The sequence below is a fragment of the Asticcacaulis sp. SL142 genome (genome assembly GCF_026625745.1).
GTDB lineage: Bacteria > Pseudomonadota > Alphaproteobacteria > Caulobacterales > Caulobacteraceae > Asticcacaulis.
Window position 1 is genome coordinate 367,903 of sequence record NZ_CP113061.1, and the last position, 17,741, is coordinate 385,643.

Below are 17,741 nucleotides of genomic sequence, written 5' to 3' on the forward strand. Positions count from 1 at the left end.
GATTTTCCTAGACGTTGACCAGAAGCGATAACTGGCCGTTGCCTTCTTTTTCATTCACGGCGTCTTCCTTATCGGTCAGACGGGTCGGGTAATCGCCGGTGAAATAGTGGTCGGTATATTGTGGGGTGTCGGGGTTGCGGCCGTTATGCCCCATAGCCTTATAGAGGCCATCGACCGACAGGAAGCCCAAGGAATCGCACTCCAGCTTCTTGCGCATCTCTTCCATAGTATGGGTTGCGGCCATCAGCTTATCGCGATCCGGCATGTCGATGCCGTAGTAATCGGGCCACATGATCGGCGGGGAGGCTGAACGCAGGTGGACTTCCTTAGCGCCTGCCGCGCGCACCATACGCACGATCTTGACCGAAGTGGTGCCGCGCACGATGGAGTCGTCGATCAGGATGACGCGCTTGCCTTCCAACACAACCCGGTTAGGTGAGTGCTTTTTACGCACGCCCAGATCGCGGATATTTTGGGTAGGCTGAATGAACGTACGGCCAACATAGTGATTGCGGATGATGCCCAACTCAAACGGCAGTCCCGATTGTTCGGAAAAACCCAGAGCCGCCGGTACACCGGAATCGGGAACCGGCACGATAATGTCGGCATCGGCGGCATGTTCGATCGCCAGTTGCCGGCCCATCGCCTTACGGACTTCATAGATCGATTTGCCGTTCACAACCGAGTCGGGGCGGGCGAAGTAAACATATTCAAACAGGCACGGACGGGCGGCTTTGCGTTCAAACGGCTTAAAGGATTTCAGGCCGTCCTGGTCGATTTGCACGACTTCGCCATGTTCGACGTCGCGCACGAAGGTGGCGCCGATCATATCGAGCGCGCAGGTTTCCGACGCCAGGACATAGGCATTACCGAGCCGTCCGATGACCAGTGGACGGATGCCGAGCGGATCTCGCGCCCCGATCATCATGGTCCGTGTAAGGGCCACGAGGGCAAATCCGCCTTCGATATGGCTCATGGTCTCGATGAAGCGGTCCATGATCTTGATGCCGCGTGAGCGCGCGATCAGATGCAGGATGACTTCGGAGTCCGAGGTGGACTGGAAAATCGAGCCGCCGGCGACCAGTTTGGTGCGCAGGTGCATGAAGTTGGTCAGGTTGCCATTGTGGGCAATGGCGATACCGCCGGTGTCGAGATCAGCAAACATCGGCTGGACGTTGCGGATAAAGGCACCGCCCGCCGTTGAATAACGGGTGTGGCCGATGGCGGCGTTGCCCTGAAGGCGCTGGGTCAGATCCGGGCCGGTGAAGACATCGCCCACCAGACCGTGGGAGCGTTCGGTGTAAAACCGCTTGCCGTCGCAGGAGGCGATGCCGCAGGCTTCCTGACCGCGGTGTTGCAGGGCGTGCAGCCCCAGCACAGTCACCGCACTGGCGTCTTCCATGCCGTAGATACCAAAAACGCCGCACTCAAGGCGCGGCGTGTCATCGTCTGGATCGCGTTCCACCCAATTATCAACTTCATGATAAGTGTGCTTCGGACCGGTGGGGCGCATATGGGGGCTCTGCATTAAGGTTACGCGAAAAGGCCAGACATCACTATAAGGCCTTATGATTTACGATGGGTTTAGCTGTTAAACCTGGCCCATATATAGTTGGCGCGCCCTGAACTTAAAGAGGCGTCAGCTAGTCGAATCTTCCACGGATGGCGCCACCTGATCCGCAAACACCGCCAATTTTGGGGCCACGGCTTGCAGGGTTTTGGCGGCCGTAACGCCCAAGGGGTAAACCTTGGCCTCAGTGAACCATTCTGCACGGCTCCCAATAGGGAAGATGGCGGCAAAAAGCAAATGGAATACACCTAAAAACACCAGTGCACGGACAATTCCAAACCCAAACCCTAAAGCGCGGTCGATATAATCGAGCGCCTTTTGCTTATGCATCTTTTCCGACAGGTTATTCCCGAACATGCGGATGCTGAGATATATAATGACGAAGATGATGCCGAACGCGATGAAGGCGGTCATGTTCTTAAGATTAAACACGTCCTTTAGCCATGGCATGATCCAGATCGCGATCAGGAATGAGGCGATGAAGGACACCAGAGTGACCAGTTCGCGCGTACCCCCGCGCATCAGGCCAACAATAACTGAAAACAGTAAAACGCCCAGAAAGATCAGGTCATACAAGGTCATGGTCATTTTCCCTCAGCTAAGAGGGCCCCCGTAGAAATGGCCGGATGTGTATTTGTGGCGGCACCATACATTAACCTTAACCCGTGCGCCAGAGGTCAATAAGCGTCTTAGTCTGTGGTCTCCAGTCCTTTGATGGCCTCCAGCAGATAGTCGTAAGATTTGACCTCGAACGGGGCATTATCGGCGGCGGCCTTGGGGGCGATGGCTGAGCCAAAGCCGAGTTTCAGCGCTTCTTTCAGGCGCGAATCCATGCGCGATACGGATCTGATATCCCCCGACAGACTGATTTCACCAAACACAACGCAGTCCTTGGGCAAGGCGACATCCAGCAGGGACGACATCAAGGCCATAGCGGCGGCCAGATCGGCGGCAGGTTCATTGATTTTCAGGCCACCGGCGACATTGAGATAAACGTCTTTTTGGCCAAAACCGACGCCGCAGCGGGATTCAAGCACCGCCAGCAGCATGGCCAATCGACCGGAATCCCAGCCAACCACAGCCCGTCGCGGGGTGCCATAGGCTGAGGGGGCCACCAGTGCTTGAAACTCTACCAGCACCGGACGCGTACCTTCGATCCCCGCAAAGACCGCTGAGCCTGCCGTGCGCTCCCCCGATGTCAGGAACAGCGCCGAAGGGTTGGGGACTTCGCGCAGACCGATGTCGCCCATTTCAAACACGCCGATTTCATCGGTGGCCCCAAAACGGTTTTTGGAGCCACGCAGAATACGGAAGGGGTAGCCGCGTTCGCCCTCAAACGACAAGACCGCATCAACCATGTGTTCAACCACGCGCGGGCCTGCAACCTGACCTTCTTTGGTCACATGGCCGACTAAGATCATGGCAATATTCTGTTTTTTGGCCAGCCGTACCAGTTCACCGGCGCAGGCACGTACCTGCGACACCGATCCTTGCGCGGCATCAATCGCGTCGCTCCACAGGGTCTGGATGGAATCTATGATAACCAGATCAAACTTTTCACGTTTAAGGGCATCCAGTATCGTGCGCAGGGACGTTTCTGCCGCCAGTTCGACGGGCGCTTTCGATAATCCCATCCGGTAGGCGCGGCCTCTGATTTGCTCAGCCGATTCTTCGCCGGAGATATAGGCGACCCGCAACCCGCCGCTGGCCGCCTGCGCGGTCACTTGCAGCAGCAGGGTGGATTTGCCGACGCCCGGATCACCGGCCAGCAATATGGCTGATCCGGGCACAATCCCCCCGCCACAGACGCGATCGAACTCGGCGATGCCGGTTTCCATACGCGGCGGCGTCTTATCTTCGGCTTCAAGCGTTTGGAAATTAAGCTTTGTAAGTCTTGAGATTTTTGACGGTGAGGTTTCCGGCTTTAACCCGCCAGGCGGCGTCGAAAAACTTTCCTGAACCAGCGTATTCCACAGACCGCAACCGGTGCATTGGCCATTCCATTTGGAATGCACCGAGCCGCATGATTGACATATGAATACCGCCTGATCTTTCGCCACGAGTCACCCTTAGTTGATTTTGGGTAAGCCTAGCGCGATCTGAATGTATTGGCCAGAAAAAGAACAAAAAAAGAACAAGGGGCAAGCCCCTTGACCTTTAATTTGATCTTTTATGACTTTGATTATTCTCCGCCTATAAACTTTTGTTTGTTATGGGCAATATGAGATGTCGCAGAATAATCGTTGTAATAATGCTCAGGCGGTAGATTGCCGAAACGGGTAACATTTTCATCGAACGCCAGCCGCACCGTGCCGATCGGGCCGTGACGTTGCTTGGCCAGAATGACTTCGGCAGTGCCGCGAGTACGATCCATATCCTCTTGCCACTGTAAATGTTCGGCAGTGCCTTCCTTGGGCTCAGAACGGCCGAGATAATAGCTTTCGCGGTACACGAACATGACCATGTCGGCGTCTTGTTCAATAGAACCGGATTCGCGAAGGTCGGACAGCATGGGGCGCTTATCGTCGCGGCTTTCGACCTGACGCGAGAGCTGCGACAGGGCGATGACCGGGATTTGCAGTTCCTTGGCCAGCGATTTCAGGCCCATGGTGATGGTCGAGACTTCCTGAACACGGTTCATGGTCGCCCCGGTTTCACCCAGCGTTACAAGCTGAAGGTAGTCAACGATCAGGCAGTCAAGGCCCGCCGTGCGTTTCAGCCGACGCGCTCGGGCGGTCAGCTTGGCCAGAGAAATACCGCCGGTGTCATCGATATAGAGCGGAAAAGACGCGATATCCATGGCCGCGTCTTTGAGGCGGGCGAATTCAGATGCATCAATTTCACCTTTGCGCAGGCGGTCGCCGGACACGCCCGACGCATCGGCCAGAAGACGGGTCGCCAACTGATCCGCTGACATTTCAAGCGAATAAAAAGCCACAACCCCGCCATCGACGGTTTTGCGCTCTCCGTCGGGCTGCATTTCCATGCGGTATTTTTTGGCGACGTTCATGGCGATGTTGGTGGCCAGCGCCGTCTTACCCATCGATGGACGACCCGCCAGAATGATCAGGTCGGATTTGTGCAGGCCGCCGATTTTCTTATCCATATCAATGAGGCCTGTGGATATCCCCGACAGGCCGCCGTCACGGTGGAAGGCTTCTTCGGCATGTTCCAGTGCGCCGGAGACCGCTTCGCCAAAGGTCTTAAAGCCGGTTGAGGAGGTGCCTTTTTCAGCCATGTCATAGAGGCGGGCTTCGGCGGCTTCGATCTGATCGCGGGCGTTTTGTTCGTCGATGGCGGCCTTGGCGATTTCACCGCCCAGACGGATCAGGTCACGGCGCAGGGCCAGATCATAGATGATGCGGGCATAATCTGAGGCATTGGCTGCCGGTGGGGCGCGATCGACCAGATCGGCCAGATAGCGGATGCCGCCCAGATCCTGAAAAGCCTGATCGTTTTTGAATTTATCAACTAAAACAAGGGGATCGGCCAGGTGCCCGACACGGATATTGTCTTCGATCACCCCAAACAGCTTGGCATGAAACGGCTCATAGAAATGCCGACCCTGCAGGCCGTCATAGAGCCGCTCATAGGCCCCGTTGTCGAACATCAGACACCCCAGAAGCGCCTGTTCGGCATCAAGGTTGTGCGGCATGGTTGAGATCGCGCCGACAGTATCGGCGGACTGATCGATCGGCGGGTAAGCGAGGGCTAAAATATCTGAAGACATGGTACGCATCTAACTGGGGGTGGCCTGCACCGGCATTAACTTTTTGAGACGATAGCACCCCCATCCACCGGGCGACTTTCCACAGCCTGTTAGTCATGGGGATAAGCGTCGATTCGATTTTGCTGCGGATTTTGTCCCAGAATATAAAAAACCCCTGAAACCGCAAGGCTTCAGGGGTGATTTAGTACGTCTTAGACCTAAGACTTAAGCGTCGTAATCGGCGTCGGCACCAGCCTGACCGGCACCGCCTTCGATCATGTCGGCCGCAGCGGCTTCATCAGCCAGACGGTCTTCTTCAAATTGCGCAGCGATGACGTTTTCGCCAGCGGCCTGACGCTCGGCCTCATCAGCCGAACGCGCAATATTGACGGTGACGGTGATCGACACTTCGGAGTGCAGGCGCACCTTGATCGCATGGATACCCAGAGTCTTGATCGGGGTATCGAGGCTGATCTGGCTGCGCTCGACCTTACCGCCGTTTTCGGCGATGGCATCAGCCACGTCGCGGGCGGTGACCGAACCATAAAGCTGACCGGTTTCGCCAGCCTGACGGATCAGGATGTATTGCGAACCATCAAGCTCAGAGCCTTGCTTTTCAGCAGCGGCCTTGGCAGCGGCGTTACGGGCAACGATCTGTTCCTTTTGGGCCTCAAAGACCTTCAGGTTGGCAGAGGTGGCGCGCAGAGCCTTGTGGCGGGGGAGGAGGAAGTTACGGGCAAAACCGTCCTTAACGGCGACAACGTCACCGATATGGCCAAGGTTTTCAACGCGTTCCAGCAGAACTACTTTCATGTGGGGCGCTCCTTACTTCACAACGTAGGGCAGCAGGGCAAGGAAGCGGGCGCGCTTGATGGCCTTGGCCAGTTCACGTTGCTTCTTTTGCGATACCGCGGTGATACGCGAAGGGACGATCTTGCCACGCTCAGAGATATAGCGTTGCATCAGCTTAACGTCTTTGTAGTCGATCTTCGGCGCGTTTTCACCCGAGAACGGGCAAACCTTGCGGCGGCGGAAGAACGGACGGCGGGCCGGAGCGTTGCCGACGGGCGTGCCGATAGTTGGGTTGGTATCATCAGACATCTGTCAAGCTCCCTTATTCTGCGAATTCGCCGGCCGGGGCGCGGTCAGAACGCTCAGGGCGCTCCGGACGGTCACGACGGGACAGGACGGGCGACAGTTCGAGGTCAAGTTCCTCGACGCGAATGGTCAGGAAGCGGATGACGTCTTCGTTGATCGACAACTGACGTTCCATTTCCTTGACGGCAGGCGCCGGTGCGTCGATCGCCAGCAGCGAGTAATGCGCTTTGCGGTTCTTTTTGACGCGGTAGGTCAGGTTGCGAAGACCCCAGTATTCGATCTTAGCGACGGAACCGCCACCTTCTTCGATAAAAGCTTTCAGGGTGTCGTTGAGAGCTTCCGCCTGCTGAGGCGAAATATCTTGTCGTGCCATGACGACATGTTCGTAATAGGCCATATCTATCCTCTTCCGTAGGGGCGAGGGGTGGCACGCAGGGCGGACGGAAGGTTCCGCCCCTCGCGACGGTTCATAGCCGCATACGGCTTATGACCACCTCTCAGGGAGCGCGGGCTTTACTGCATAAGGCTCGGTTTGGCAAGGTAAAACCTCCAAACTCAAATTTTGAGTTTGGCAAGGGCGACCGCCCGCCGCCGCCTTTGCAGCGAAACTGACTTAAAACAACCGCTTATTTTTTCAGTTTCTGAGCGGCTTCCAGCATCTTCATCGGATGGGATACACCGTCACCGGCTTGGTGTACGGCGGCTACCTTATGATCGGGGGTAATCAGATAGGACACGCGCGCCGCCATATTCACGGCCGCCATCTTAGTATCATAGGCCTTGGCAACCTTGGCGTCCGTGTCTGCCGCGACCGGGAATTTGCCCTGACAGTCAGCCTTGGAAAACTCGGTCACTTTCTGGATGGTGTCGGTAGACACGCCGAGTACCGTGACATTGAGCGCTTTGAACTTCGCCATATTGTCGGCAAAGGTGCGCGCTTCCAGTGAGCAAGTGCCGGTAAAGGCCTTGGGGTAGAAATAGACCACCACGGGGCCTTTTTTCAGGTGGTCTTTCAGGGAGAACGCGCTGACCTTACCGTTTGTAGCGGTTTGCAGCTTGAAGTCAGGCGCTTTGTCGCCCGCCTTAAGGGCCGCTAAAGCCGGTGAGGCTGAGGCCGCGGCGATAAGGATCGCTATCAGGGCAGCGGGGCGCAATTTGGACATGGAAAACTCCTCATGAGGTCGTCTGACAATAATAAATACGTTGCCGACGACATTTGGGTTACATTTAATCGCAATTTTGAAGTTTCAGATAGCTTTTTATCAGCGCTTATCTGGCTGTGGAAAATGCCAGCCAGATGGCGGTCACCGCCAGCAAGCCTGACAGGGCGCGCCGGATTTTTACCATACGGGCCTCATTGGCGAGGAACGATCCGGCCTGTGTGCCGGTAATGACGATGACCGCATGGATAGCTGTGGCGATGGCCACATAGATCAGTGTCAGGGTGAGGCTTTGCGGCAAGGTTTCGCGGCCGGGATCAATAAACTGGGGCAGGGTCGCTATATAAAAGACGGCGGCCTTGGGGTTAAGCAGGTTGGTGATCAGACCACGCCGGAAATAGGTCGCTCCGGTGGATTTGGTATCGGTAATATGCGGCGAGGTCTCATTCGCTGAGCGCCATCCGTCCCATGCCAGCCATAAGAGATAAAGAACGCCGGCCCAGCGCAGGGCCTGATATGCGCTGTCGTTCGACTGGATAAACACCGCAAGCCCCGTCGCCGCCAACAGACCGGCCAGCAACAGACCCAAAGCTATGCCAAAGATCAACGCAAACCCTGCGGCCCGCCCGCGCGACAGAGCGGTTATGGCTATGTAGCCCATGTTCGGCCCTGGGGTCAGTTCAATCAAAAGGGCGGTAAACGCAAAGGCGGCAAGGTTCAGCATCGGTGTATCCGTAAGATGCGGCACTATGTCCCGAAACCGCCATTTGGGAAAGCCGATGTGTGGGTTTGCCTTTTTGCTTGCTCCGTCCGTTTATTTGACCTAACCCAAGGCCCCACAAACAGACTCTAAAACGGGCCTTATTATTCATGACACTTGCCTTTGTATTTCCCGGTCAGGGCAGCCAGACCGTCGGCATGGGATCAGATCTTGCCGATAACTTTCAGGCCGCGCGCGAGGTTTTCGCTGAGGTCGATGACGCTTTGGGGCAAAAGCTGTCCCAATTGATGCGTGAAGGGCCTGAAAGCGATCTGACCCTGACCGAAAATGCCCAGCCAGCCCTGATGGCTGTCTCTATGGCGGTGGTGCGCGTGCTGAAAGCTGATTTTGGCGTGGATATTTCCAAGGCCGCGTTCGTGGCGGGGCACTCTTTGGGCGAATATTCGGCCCTTGCCGCAGCAGAGGCCTTTAGCCTGACCGATGCGGCCCGTCTTTTGAAGCTGCGCGGTCAGGCCATGCAGCGTGCCGTGCCGGTCGGCGTCGGGGCCATGGCGGCTTTGATCGGCAAGGCTGATCTCGAACTGGCTGAAGCGGCCTGTCAGGCCGGATCGTCGGCGGGCGTGGTGGTGGTCGCCAATGACAACAATGCCGGTCAGATTGTGATATCGGGTGCCAAGGCGGCTGTGGAACTGGCCATCGAAAAAGCCAAGGAACTGGGCGCCAAGGCGATGCTGCTCAATGTGTCGGCACCATTCCATTGTCCGCTGATGCAACCGGCTGCCGATGAAATGCAGATAGCACTTGGCAAGGTCACGATCGTGCAACCAAAATCGACTCTGGTCGCCAATGTCACCGCCCGCCCGGTCAGCGATGTGGCACAGATCGCACCTTTGCTGGTTGAGCAGGTTACGGGCCGGGTGCGCTGGCGCGAAAGCGTACAGTGGCTGGCTGGTGAGGGGGCGGTGACGCAGTTTGCGGAACTGGGCGCAGGCAAGGTTTTGACCGGCATGATTAAGCGCATTGCCCCTGACGCGACCGCCGTAGCGCTCAACACTGCTGCCGATTTTGAAGCCTTTGCGGCTTCGCTTTAAAATTTTGTGAGGAACCGCATGTTTGATCTGTCTAACAAAACCGCGCTGGTCACCGGCGCTACGGGCGGCCTTGGGGCCTCAATTGCTAAAGCTTTGCATAGCCAGGGCGCTAATGTGGTGCTGTCCGGCACCCGTGAGGCCGTTTTGCAGGAACTGGCGTCTGAACTGGACGAGCGCGCCTTTGTGGCGGCGTGCAATCTGTCTGATTCTGCCGAAGTTGATGGCCTGATGGCCAAGGCCGAAGCGGCCGCCGGAGCACCGGTCGATATACTGATCTCCAATGCCGGTCTGACGCGCGATGGCCTGTTGATGCGCATGAAGGACGAGGACTGGGAGACGGTTATAAAGGTGAACCTGGAAGCCTATTTCCGTCTGTCGCGTTCGGCCATGAAGGGCATGATGAAGCGCCGCTTTGGCCGTATCATCGGCATTGCCTCGGTGGTGGGCGTGACCGGCAATCCGGGCCAAGCCAACTATGCGGCGTCCAAGGCCGGTATGATCGGCTTTTCCAAGGCCTTGGCTCAGGAAGTGGCTTCGCGTAATATTACGGTCAATACGGTCGCCCCTGGCTTTATCGCCTCTCCGATGACGGATGTTTTGAATGACACGCAGCGCGACGCGATTCTGACCAAAATTCCCGCCGGAAAGCTGGGCGAGGGCAGCGATATTGCCGCGGCCTGCGTCTATCTGGCCAGTGAGGAGGCCGGTTACGTCACCGGCCAGACCCTGCACGTCAACGGCGGTATGGCGATGATTTAGGCGGTGTTTAACCGCCTATTTCATCAAAAGCTTTTGCATGGCAAAAGAGTGTGGTAGGCAGCGCAGTTAAATTTGCTTGAATCCTTACCCCATGTATGGCTACAAGCAACGCCTAGAATCTTAGTTAAGTTTCTGAAAGGGCCCCCGCGGCCAAGTTTTTAAACCTCTAGAGGGCCTAAAATGTCTGAAGTTCTTGAACGTGTTCGTAAGATCGTAATCGACCATCTGGATGCCGATCCGGACAAGGTCACGGATAAGGCGAGCTTTATCGACGATCTGGAAGCCGACAGCCTCGACATCGTCGAGCTGGTCATGGCTTTCGAAGAAGAGTTCGACATCGAAATTCCTGACGATTCCGCTGAGCACATCCTTACGGTCGGTGATGCGGTGAGCTATATTCAGGAAAAGCTCTCCGCTTAATCCTGTTAAGGTGAAATAGGGCGCGGCTCTGCTTAGGTGCAGGGCCGCGTCATGTCTATCGGGCATGGCTTTGCCCAAAGTTCTAAGGATACGCATATGGCTCGTCGCGTCGTGATTACTGGCGTTGGTCTGTTGACCCCGCTGGGGCATGGGACCGAAATTTCGTGGAAGCGTCTGCTGGAAGGCAAATCCGGCGCAGGCCCGATCACCGCTTTTGATACGACCGATTATGCCTGCACTGTCGCCTGTGAAATACCTACCGTAGATGGTCGCGGTGGTGGTGGCCCGGACATCGAAGGCTCTTTTGATGCCTCGAAAGTCCTGTCCAACAAAGAGCGCCGCAAGGTTGACGATTTTATCCTGTATGCGATTGCCGCCGCCGATGAAGCGCTGAGCGATGCCAACTGGCACCCTGAAACCGAAGAGGATCAGGTCCGCACCGGCGTGATGATCGGCTCCGGCATTGGGGGGCTGGGCGTTATCGCCGCCACCGCGCTGGAGCTTAAGGAAAAAGGCCCCAAGCGGATTTCGCCGTTCTTTATTCCGTCATCCCTGATCAATCTGGCGTCGGGGCAGGTGTCGATCCGTTACGGCCTTAAGGGGCCGAACCATTCGGTCGTCACGGCCTGCGCCACGGGTGCCCATGCCATTGGTGATGCGGCCCGACTTATCAAATATGGCGATGCCGATGTCATGGTGGCCGGTGGCGCTGAATCGGCCATTGTGCCGGTGGGCATTGCCGGTTTCATTGCCTGCCGCGCTCTGTGTACCGCCTTTAACGATGCGCCGGAAAAGGCCTCGCGTCCCTATGACAAAGACCGCGATGGCTTTGTGATGGGGGAGGGCGCGGGTATTCTGGTGCTCGAAGAATATGAACATGCTAAGGCGCGCGGTGCCAAGATCTATGCCGAGGTGTTGGGCTATGGCCTTTCGGGCGACGCCTATCACATCACCGCCCCGTCCGAAGATGGTGATGGCGGTTTCCGGGCCATGTCCCTGGCACTCAAAGATGCGGGAATTTCAGCTACCGAAATCGACTATGTCAATTCGCACGGCACATCGACTATGGCTGATGGCATTGAGTTGAAAGCGATCGAGAAATTCCTGGGTGAACGCGCGGCCACGGGCACTGTGTCGTCGACCAAATCAGCGATCGGCCACCTGTTGGGTGCTGCCGGTGCGGTCGAGGCCGCGTTCTGTGCGCTGGCCATCCGCGATCAGATCGCCCCGCCGACCATCAACCTCGACAATCCGGATGTTGAAACCCCCATCGATCTGGTGCCCAATAAGGCCAAGCCTATGAAGATCGATAAGGTTATGTCAAACTCCTTTGGATTCGGGGGCACTAACGCCGCGCTCATTCTGGGTAAGGTCGACTAACCATGACGAAAAAAGGCAGGCCGGCCAAACCGCGTAAGACCAAGCGTTTGATTGCGCCGGTTGCGGGCCTGTTGTCGGGTTTGTTTCTGCTGTTTCTGGCCGTGCTGCTGGGCGTCTATGCTCAGGCGTTCGGGCCGGGACCGGTGGCGCGTGACAATGCTGAGCTGACCTCGGTGTCGCTCAAGCAGGGTATGGGCGTTATCGCCATTGCCAAAACGCTCAAAAGTGCGGGCGTTATCCGCTCCGAGACGGCCTTTCGTCTGGCCGCCAAGGTCAGCGGCCGCGATAATGCCATGCGCGCGGGCACCTATGAATTTGACAGCCGCCAGCCCTTGTTCAGTGTCCTGAAACAGATTCAGGACGGCAAGGTCGTGCAGCACTTCGTCACCATCCCCGAAGGCCGCACCTCGGCTCAGGCCGTGCGGATTCTCATGGCGGTTGAGGCGTTGAAAGGCGATGTCGACATCCCGCCCGAAGGTTCAATCTTGCCGGAGACCTATCAGTATGAACCCGGTGAAACCCGTCAGGCCGTGCTTGACCGGATGCTGGATGCGGGCCGTAAAACTTTGAACGATCTGTGGGCCAAGCGTCAGTCGGGCCTGCCGATCAATACACCTGAAGAAGCGCTGATACTGGCGTCTGTGGTCGAAAAAGAAACCGGTATTGCGACTGAGCGCCCGCGCGTCGCCGCTGTTTTTGTCAATCGTCTGCGCAAAGGTATGCGGCTGGAGTCTGATCCGACCGTGGTTTACGGCGTCTCCAAAGGTGAACCGCTGGGCAGAGGTCTGCGCCGCTCGGAACTGGATACGGCGACACCGTGGAACACCTATCTGATTTCGCGTCTGCCGATCACGCCGATTGCCAATCCGGGCAAAGCATCTATTGAGGCCGTGCTTAATCCGGCTCAGACCAATGATATATTCTTTGTCGCCGATGGCACGGGCGGGCATGTGTTTGCCGAAACCTATGATCAGCATCTGGTCAATGTCGCCAACTGGCGCAAGATCGAGAACCAGCCGCGCGATTCCGCCGTTACGGCCCTGAGCAGCAAAGCCAACTAAAAAGGATTTTGCGCATGGCGCTTTATAGCATGACTGGCTTTGCCAGACGCGATGGCCGCCATAGCGATGATTTGGGTGAAACGCGCTGGACGATTGAGGTGCGCTCCGTCAATGGCCGCAGCCTTGATGTCAAATGCCGCTACCCGGCGGGCTATGAGCATCTCGACCGGCTGGCCAAAGAACTATGTAAGGTTAAGTTTCAGCGTGGACAGATTGCTGTGAATTTTCAGATCATCACAGATGCCCTCAGAGCCGTGGTGACTATCAATGAATCAATGATTGATTTCTATCTTCGGGCTGGCGATGGCCTGATCAAAAGTGGCCGCGTCGAGCCGCCGCGCTGGGATGGATTATTATCTCTGCGCGGGGTGTTGGAAACGGCGGCGGATGACGATACGGTTGATGAGGGACGGGCGTTTGAGGCCAGTCTGATTGACGATCTGAATAACGTGCTTGAAGACCTGAAAGCCGCGCGTGGCCATGAGGGCGAGGCGCTGCTGCATATCCTCAACCACCATCTGGAAACCCTAACCATTTCGCGCCATAACGCCGAGGCGCTCGCTGGACAACAGTTGACGCATATCCGCGAACGCTTTGAGCGTCGCCTGACGGAGATTATGGGCGACACGGCTGAGTTTCAGGATCGTATCCTGCAGGAAGCGGCCGTGCTCGGCGTCAAGGCTGATGTCACCGAAGAACTGGACCGTTTGCGGGCCCATATTGAGGCGGCCCATGCCTTATTGGGGGCCGATACATCACAGGGACGCAAGCTCGATTTTCTGGCGCAGGAATTTATGCGCGAAGCCAATACTTTGTGTTCCAAATCGACCCTGACCGAACTTACAGCTATTGGCTTGAATTTAAAATCAACGATTGATCAGTTTCGCGAGCAAATCCAGAATGTTGAATAATCCCCGCATCCGTCGTGGCCTTATGCTGATCGTCGTCGCCCCGTCAGGCGCGGGTAAAACGTCCCTGTGTCGACGATTGATGGCTGATCACGAAGATCTGGATTTGTCGATTTCGGTGACTACTCGTGCCCCACGTCCGGGCGAAGAGGATGGTCGCGAATACCATTTCATTGATGATACGCGCATGGATGAACTGGTCGCAAATGATGCGTTGCTTGAGACCGCTTCGGTCCACGACCACCGCTACGGTACGCCGCGTGAGCCGGTCGATAAGGCGCTGTCACAAGGTAAAAACGTCCTGTTTGATATTGACTGGCAAGGGGCGCAGCGTATTTCGGTCAAAGCCCCGTCGGATGTCGTGCGGGTATTCATCCTGCCGCCGTCAATGTCTGAACTTAAGCGCCGGCTGGTGGCGCGCGCTCAGGACGGCATGGATGTCATTGAGCGCCGCCTAAGCCGCGCCAAGGGCGAAATCGCCCATTGGGCCGAATATGACTATGTCATTCTCAATGATGATTTTGATCGGTCCTATGCCGAACTGGCGCACATCTATCATGCCGAAGCGGCCCGCCGGTCGCGCGGTTTGTGGATTGCACCGTTTGTCGATGAACTCATGTCGGAGCCTCTATAGCAGGCGTGCCAGTGTCAGAAAGCGCTCTGGAGATACCGTCTCGGCGCGGGCGGTCGGATCGATCCCGGCTTTTTCCAGCAAAGCTTCACCGCCCAACGGTTTAAGCGAGGCGCGCAACATCTTGCGACGCTGGCCAAAGGCGGCGGCGGTGACTTTTTCCAGGTTTCTGATCAGTTGCGTATCCGGCCGGTTGGCCTTGGGCTTCAGTTTCACCACGGCGCTGTCGACCTTGGGCGGCGGGGTAAAGGCGCGGGCAGGCAGGTCCATCAGCTTTTCACAATCACAGAGCACCTGCGCAATGACCGATAAACGGCCATAGTCATTATCATCGACCGGGGCCACGACGCGCAGGGCGACCTCAAGCTGAAACATCAGGGTCATGCTGAGTGGCTGCCACGGGCCGGTCAGCCACTTTATCAAAAGTGGTGTGCCGACATTATAGGGCAGGTTGGACACCAGATGGGCGGCCTCACCCAGATCTCGTTCGGCCAGCAAGGCGCGTTCATCGGCCTTAACCGCATCGGCTTCGATCACGTCAAAGCGTGGACCGTAGGTATCATTAAGCTCCGTCAAAAGCTCGATAAAGCGGGCGTCTTTTTCGATGGCTAGCACCGATCGGGCCTCAGATTCCAGCAGGGCGCGGGTAAGGCCTCCGGGGCCGGGGCCGACCTCAATCACCACATCACCGTCAAACGGACCACCTAACCGCACAATCTTGCGCGTTATGTTGAGGTCGAGCAGGAAGTGCTGGCCGAAGCTTTTCTTGGCCATCAGTCCATGCTGTTCAAGGCTTTCGCGCAAACTCGGTAACTCATTTTGCGTTTTAGGCGTCATGGCGCTTCATACTCAAATCGTGGGCGGTACGGATAGCCGCAATCAGGCTGTCGGGGCGGGCAATGCCCTGGCCCGCAATCCCAAAGCCGGTGCCGTGGTCAGGTGAAGTGCGCACAATTGGCAGACCCAGCGTAATATTAACACCGCCCCAAAAATCGAGCGTCTTGAGCGGGATCAGGCCCTGATCATGGTAGAGGCAGATACAGGCGTCATAGGTCAGGCGGGCTACATCGTGGAACAGGCTATCGGCGGGAAAGGGGCCTTTGATATCGATGCCCTGTGCCTGTAAATCCGCGATCACCGGCTTAAGCAGGTCGATTTCTTCGCGGCCGATGGCGCCATCCTCGCCCGCATGGGGGTTGAGGCCCGCCATGACCAGACGCGGCGATGTAATCCCAAAATCAGTTTTCAGAGCCTGATGGGTGACGCGCACTGTATGGGTCAGATCATCGGCGTTCAGGCGCTTTTTTACATCGCAAAGCGGGATGTGGATCGTCGCCAGCACTACCCGCAAATCCTTGGCCGTCAGCATCATAATAGGGCCGCGCGCACCGTCATATGGCGCGGCAGCGGTAAGGTTGCCCAGATACTCAGTATGGCCGGGAAAACTGAACCCCGTGGCATAAAGCACGGATTTGGCAATGGGGGCCGTGATCAGCCCGCGCGCCGCACCTTCAAGACAAAGCGTCACCGCCTCTTCGATCCAGCGCACAATATGCGGGCCGTGCAGGCTGTCGGGGTGGCCCGGAATGGCGGGGGCGGTCAGGGGGCGGTCAAGCACCGGCAGGCTGGCCGCAAACACTTTGTGGGCGTCAGATATGTCCTGAATCACGGCGACATCAGCCCCGCTGACTTTGAGGGCCGCGGCATCACCAACCACGCAAAAACAAAGCTCAGGAACCCGTTTTAAGGCCTCCCAAGCTTTGAGAATAATCTCAGGGCCGATACCGCACGGGTCGCCCATAGTGATAACAAGCGGTTTGAGAATGATCTCAATCCTTTAAAACTTATTTGTTTTCAATGGTCGCCTGATTGCGGACATCGCGCAGATATCGGCGACCCAGCATCGACAGGCGTTGATTGACGAGGCGGTCTTCAATCTGCTCACGCGTGGGGGCGTTCTCACCCGCCAGGCGCTTGTCGCAGACGACCAGGACGTTCATATTGACATCATTACGCATCGGTGCGGTCATTTGGCCGACATTGAGCGGCTTCAAGGCGGCGGCATAGTCGTCACGCAGTTCGCTTAAGGGAGTTTCCCCAAGGTCGGTCACCACGACATTGCCGTCAATGGTCGTATCCGTCAGGGCACCACAGCCTTTTTGGCTGTTGCGGAACGATTCCAAGGCCTTTTGCGCAGCTTCAACCCGTGAGGCGGGGGCGTCTGCACCCAGCGATATAGCGGCCTGTTTCAGCGCCATCACCGAGTCAGAATTGCCATCGGTTTTTTCACGCAGATAATAGATATAGACCCCTTCGTCCGTGGTGATGGGCTGGGTCATCTGACCGCCGCTCATGGTTTGCAGGACGGTTTCGATCTTGGGATCGATCGTGCCGGAAATCAGCCAGCCGGCATCACCGCCATTAGCCGCAGACGGGGCGTTGGAAAACTGACGCGCGACGCTCTGGAACGGTGCCGCGCCGGAAGCAATTTGTTGAAACAGTTGCTGGGCTCCGGCCTGGGCCTCAGCCACACCCCCGGCCAGATTGGGGTCGAGAAAGATTTCAGCGACCAGATATTGCGGTTTTTGACTATCGGCCGTGATCTTGGCCATGTACGAATCTACCTGATCCTTACCGACGCGGGCCATGTACGAATCTACCTGATCCTTACCGACGCGGGCCTTGGAATTAAAACGGCCACCGACCAGACGCTGCCAGCCGGTTTCGGCGCGGATCTGATTTCGCAGGGTTTCCGGATCAACGCCTGCCCGTTGCAGTTCGGCCACCAACTGGTCGTAGCTCAGATTGCTCTGGGCCGCCATGCGGGTGATTTCGTCAGTGATCTCGGCATCTTCAACCTTCAGATCCCAGCGCTTGGCTTCCTGAAGTTCGAGGCGTTCGTCAATCAGGCTGCGTAGTGCCTGCTGCTGAAAGGCTTCATAGTTTTGCTCGGTAACCTGAACGCCGGAGGTCACGATGAGCAACAGCATACGTTGGCGAAGATCGTAGGATGATATCAGTTCATCATTAACTACGGCGATAATGCCTTCGCGCAGGGACGGACGCTGTGCCGGAGCGGGTTGAGCCGGTGCCGGTTGCGCCTGTGGTGTCTCGGCCTGAGCCATGACGGCTGGGGCGGCACTCACCATCATCAAGCCTGCGCTCATAGCCAGAGCAGTCGTCTTAAACATCATTTTTTTCAGGCTCATGATCATCAGTCGGGTTGTATCCGC

The 17,741-nt window shown here is 56.9% G+C and carries 19 protein-coding genes; 7 read left to right on the forward strand and 12 right to left on the reverse strand.

Annotated features, from left to right (window positions below):
• Positions 1–7: 7 nt before the first annotated feature.
• From purF to OVA03_RS01680, 9 genes are all read right to left on the reverse strand, one after another.
• Positions 8–1,513, reverse strand: coding sequence for an amidophosphoribosyltransferase (gene purF, locus OVA03_RS01640; RefSeq protein WP_267526490.1), 1,506 nt, complete (start codon positions 1,511–1,513; stop codon positions 8–10).
• A 126-nt stretch (positions 1,514–1,639) separates the two neighbouring features.
• The gene (locus OVA03_RS01645; protein WP_267526491.1) at positions 1,640–2,152 is read right to left on the reverse strand and encodes a CvpA family protein; all 513 of its coding nucleotides are present in this window, start codon (positions 2,150–2,152) and stop codon (positions 1,640–1,642) included.
• Positions 2,153–2,259: 107 nt separating this feature from the next.
• Entirely contained in the window at positions 2,260–3,630 is a 1,371-nt protein-coding gene (gene radA, locus OVA03_RS01650) for a DNA repair protein RadA (RefSeq protein WP_267526492.1), read from the reverse strand.
• Between the two features lie 122 nt (positions 3,631–3,752).
• The gene (locus tag OVA03_RS01655) at positions 3,753–5,300 is read right to left on the reverse strand and encodes a replicative DNA helicase (protein WP_267526493.1); all 1,548 of its coding nucleotides are present in this window, start codon (positions 5,298–5,300) and stop codon (positions 3,753–3,755) included.
• Between the two features lie 204 nt (positions 5,301–5,504).
• The gene (gene rplI / locus OVA03_RS01660) at positions 5,505–6,092 is read right to left on the reverse strand and encodes a 50S ribosomal protein L9 (RefSeq protein WP_267526494.1); all 588 of its coding nucleotides are present in this window, start codon (positions 6,090–6,092) and stop codon (positions 5,505–5,507) included.
• 12 nt (positions 6,093–6,104) lie between these two features.
• Positions 6,105–6,380: a 30S ribosomal protein S18 gene (gene rpsR / locus OVA03_RS01665; RefSeq protein WP_189487665.1), complete on the reverse strand. Its 276-nt coding sequence runs from the start codon at positions 6,378–6,380 to the stop codon at positions 6,105–6,107.
• A gap of 13 nt (positions 6,381–6,393) precedes the next feature.
• The gene (gene rpsF / locus OVA03_RS01670; protein ID WP_267526495.1) at positions 6,394–6,774 is read right to left on the reverse strand and encodes a 30S ribosomal protein S6; all 381 of its coding nucleotides are present in this window, start codon (positions 6,772–6,774) and stop codon (positions 6,394–6,396) included.
• Between the two features lie 229 nt (positions 6,775–7,003).
• Positions 7,004–7,540, reverse strand: coding sequence for a peroxiredoxin (locus OVA03_RS01675; RefSeq protein ID WP_267526496.1), 537 nt, complete (start codon positions 7,538–7,540; stop codon positions 7,004–7,006).
• Positions 7,541–7,646: 106 nt separating this feature from the next.
• Positions 7,647–8,261, reverse strand: coding sequence for a LysE family translocator (locus tag OVA03_RS01680; protein WP_267526497.1), 615 nt, complete (start codon positions 8,259–8,261; stop codon positions 7,647–7,649).
• A 146-nt stretch (positions 8,262–8,407) separates the two neighbouring features.
• On the opposite strand from OVA03_RS01680, the gene fabD reads away from it, so the two are divergent.
• The 7 genes from fabD (at position 8,408) to gmk (ending at position 14,511) form a co-directional block, all read left to right on the forward strand.
• Positions 8,408–9,349 (forward strand): ACP S-malonyltransferase, encoded by a 942-nt coding sequence (gene fabD / locus OVA03_RS01685; RefSeq protein ID WP_267526498.1) that lies wholly within the window; start codon positions 8,408–8,410, stop codon positions 9,347–9,349.
• A gap of 18 nt (positions 9,350–9,367) precedes the next feature.
• Positions 9,368–10,108 (forward strand): 3-oxoacyl-[acyl-carrier-protein] reductase, encoded by a 741-nt coding sequence (fabG, locus tag OVA03_RS01690; RefSeq protein ID WP_267526499.1) that lies wholly within the window; start codon positions 9,368–9,370, stop codon positions 10,106–10,108.
• A gap of 180 nt (positions 10,109–10,288) precedes the next feature.
• Positions 10,289–10,528 carry an acyl carrier protein gene (locus OVA03_RS01695; RefSeq protein WP_267526500.1) on the forward strand — a complete coding sequence of 80 codons (240 nt, stop codon included), beginning with the start codon at positions 10,289–10,291 and terminating at the stop codon, positions 10,526–10,528.
• Positions 10,529–10,624: 96 nt separating this feature from the next.
• Positions 10,625–11,908 carry a beta-ketoacyl-ACP synthase II gene (gene fabF / locus OVA03_RS01700; protein WP_267527755.1) on the forward strand — a complete coding sequence of 428 codons (1,284 nt, stop codon included), beginning with the start codon at positions 10,625–10,627 and terminating at the stop codon, positions 11,906–11,908.
• Positions 11,909–11,910: 2 nt separating this feature from the next.
• A complete protein-coding gene (gene mltG, locus OVA03_RS01705; RefSeq protein WP_267526501.1) occupies positions 11,911–12,969 on the forward strand; it encodes an endolytic transglycosylase MltG in 1,059 nt (352 codons plus the stop codon).
• 14 nt (positions 12,970–12,983) lie between these two features.
• Positions 12,984–13,880: a YicC/YloC family endoribonuclease gene (locus OVA03_RS01710; protein WP_267526502.1), complete on the forward strand. Its 897-nt coding sequence runs from the start codon at positions 12,984–12,986 to the stop codon at positions 13,878–13,880.
• Positions 13,870–14,511: a guanylate kinase gene (gene gmk / locus OVA03_RS01715; RefSeq protein ID WP_267526503.1), complete on the forward strand. Its 642-nt coding sequence runs from the start codon at positions 13,870–13,872 to the stop codon at positions 14,509–14,511. The genes OVA03_RS01710 and gmk overlap by 11 nt, the downstream gene beginning before the upstream one ends.
• Here the strand turns inward: gmk and rsmA are convergent.
• Genes rsmA through OVA03_RS01730 form a run of 3 tightly spaced genes read right to left on the reverse strand, consistent with a single transcriptional unit; the run spans position 14,506 to position 17,717 of the window.
• A complete protein-coding gene (gene rsmA, locus OVA03_RS01720; protein ID WP_267526504.1) occupies positions 14,506–15,345 on the reverse strand; it encodes a 16S rRNA (adenine(1518)-N(6)/adenine(1519)-N(6))-dimethyltransferase RsmA in 840 nt (279 codons plus the stop codon). The two genes, gmk and rsmA, sit on opposite strands and share 6 nt — an antisense overlap.
• On the reverse strand, positions 15,335–16,336 hold the full coding sequence (gene pdxA / locus OVA03_RS01725) for a 4-hydroxythreonine-4-phosphate dehydrogenase PdxA (RefSeq protein ID WP_267527756.1): 1,002 nt from the start codon (positions 16,334–16,336) through the stop codon (positions 15,335–15,337). Before pdxA ends, rsmA begins: the two co-directional genes overlap by 11 nt.
• A 16-nt stretch (positions 16,337–16,352) precedes the next feature.
• Entirely contained in the window at positions 16,353–17,717 is a 1,365-nt protein-coding gene (locus OVA03_RS01730) for a peptidylprolyl isomerase (protein ID WP_267526505.1), read from the reverse strand.
• Between the last annotated feature and the right edge of the window lie 24 nt (positions 17,718–17,741).

Coding starts and splice junctions, on each gene's coding strand:
- OVA03_RS01655 (WP_267526493.1), bottom strand. CDS start 5,300: ATGTCTTCAGATATTTTAGCCCTCGCTTACCCGCCGATCGATCAGTCC.
- OVA03_RS01730 (WP_267526505.1), bottom strand. CDS start 17,717: ATGAGCCTGAAAAAAATGATGTTTAAGACGACTGCTCTGGCTATGAGC.
- OVA03_RS01710 (WP_267526502.1), top strand. CDS start 12,984: ATGGCGCTTTATAGCATGACTGGCTTTGCCAGACGCGATGGCCGCCAT.
- fabF (WP_267527755.1), top strand. CDS start 10,625: ATGGCTCGTCGCGTCGTGATTACTGGCGTTGGTCTGTTGACCCCGCTG.
- rpsF (WP_267526495.1), bottom strand. CDS start 6,774: ATGGCCTATTACGAACATGTCGTCATGGCACGACAAGATATTTCGCCT.
- purF (WP_267526490.1), bottom strand. CDS start 1,513: ATGCGCCCCACCGGTCCGAAGCACACTTATCATGAAGTTGATAATTGG.
- gmk (WP_267526503.1), top strand. CDS start 13,870: ATGTTGAATAATCCCCGCATCCGTCGTGGCCTTATGCTGATCGTCGTC.
- OVA03_RS01645 (WP_267526491.1), bottom strand. CDS start 2,152: ATGACCTTGTATGACCTGATCTTTCTGGGCGTTTTACTGTTTTCAGTT.
- fabG (WP_267526499.1), top strand. CDS start 9,368: ATGTTTGATCTGTCTAACAAAACCGCGCTGGTCACCGGCGCTACGGGC.
- OVA03_RS01695 (WP_267526500.1), top strand. CDS start 10,289: ATGTCTGAAGTTCTTGAACGTGTTCGTAAGATCGTAATCGACCATCTG.
- mltG (WP_267526501.1), top strand. CDS start 11,911: ATGACGAAAAAAGGCAGGCCGGCCAAACCGCGTAAGACCAAGCGTTTG.
- OVA03_RS01680 (WP_267526497.1), bottom strand. CDS start 8,261: ATGCTGAACCTTGCCGCCTTTGCGTTTACCGCCCTTTTGATTGAACTG.
- fabD (WP_267526498.1), top strand. CDS start 8,408: ATGACACTTGCCTTTGTATTTCCCGGTCAGGGCAGCCAGACCGTCGGC.
- rpsR (WP_189487665.1), bottom strand. CDS start 6,380: ATGTCTGATGATACCAACCCAACTATCGGCACGCCCGTCGGCAACGCT.
- OVA03_RS01675 (WP_267526496.1), bottom strand. CDS start 7,540: ATGTCCAAATTGCGCCCCGCTGCCCTGATAGCGATCCTTATCGCCGCG.
- rsmA (WP_267526504.1), bottom strand. CDS start 15,345: ATGACGCCTAAAACGCAAAATGAGTTACCGAGTTTGCGCGAAAGCCTT.
- rplI (WP_267526494.1), bottom strand. CDS start 6,092: ATGAAAGTAGTTCTGCTGGAACGCGTTGAAAACCTTGGCCATATCGGT.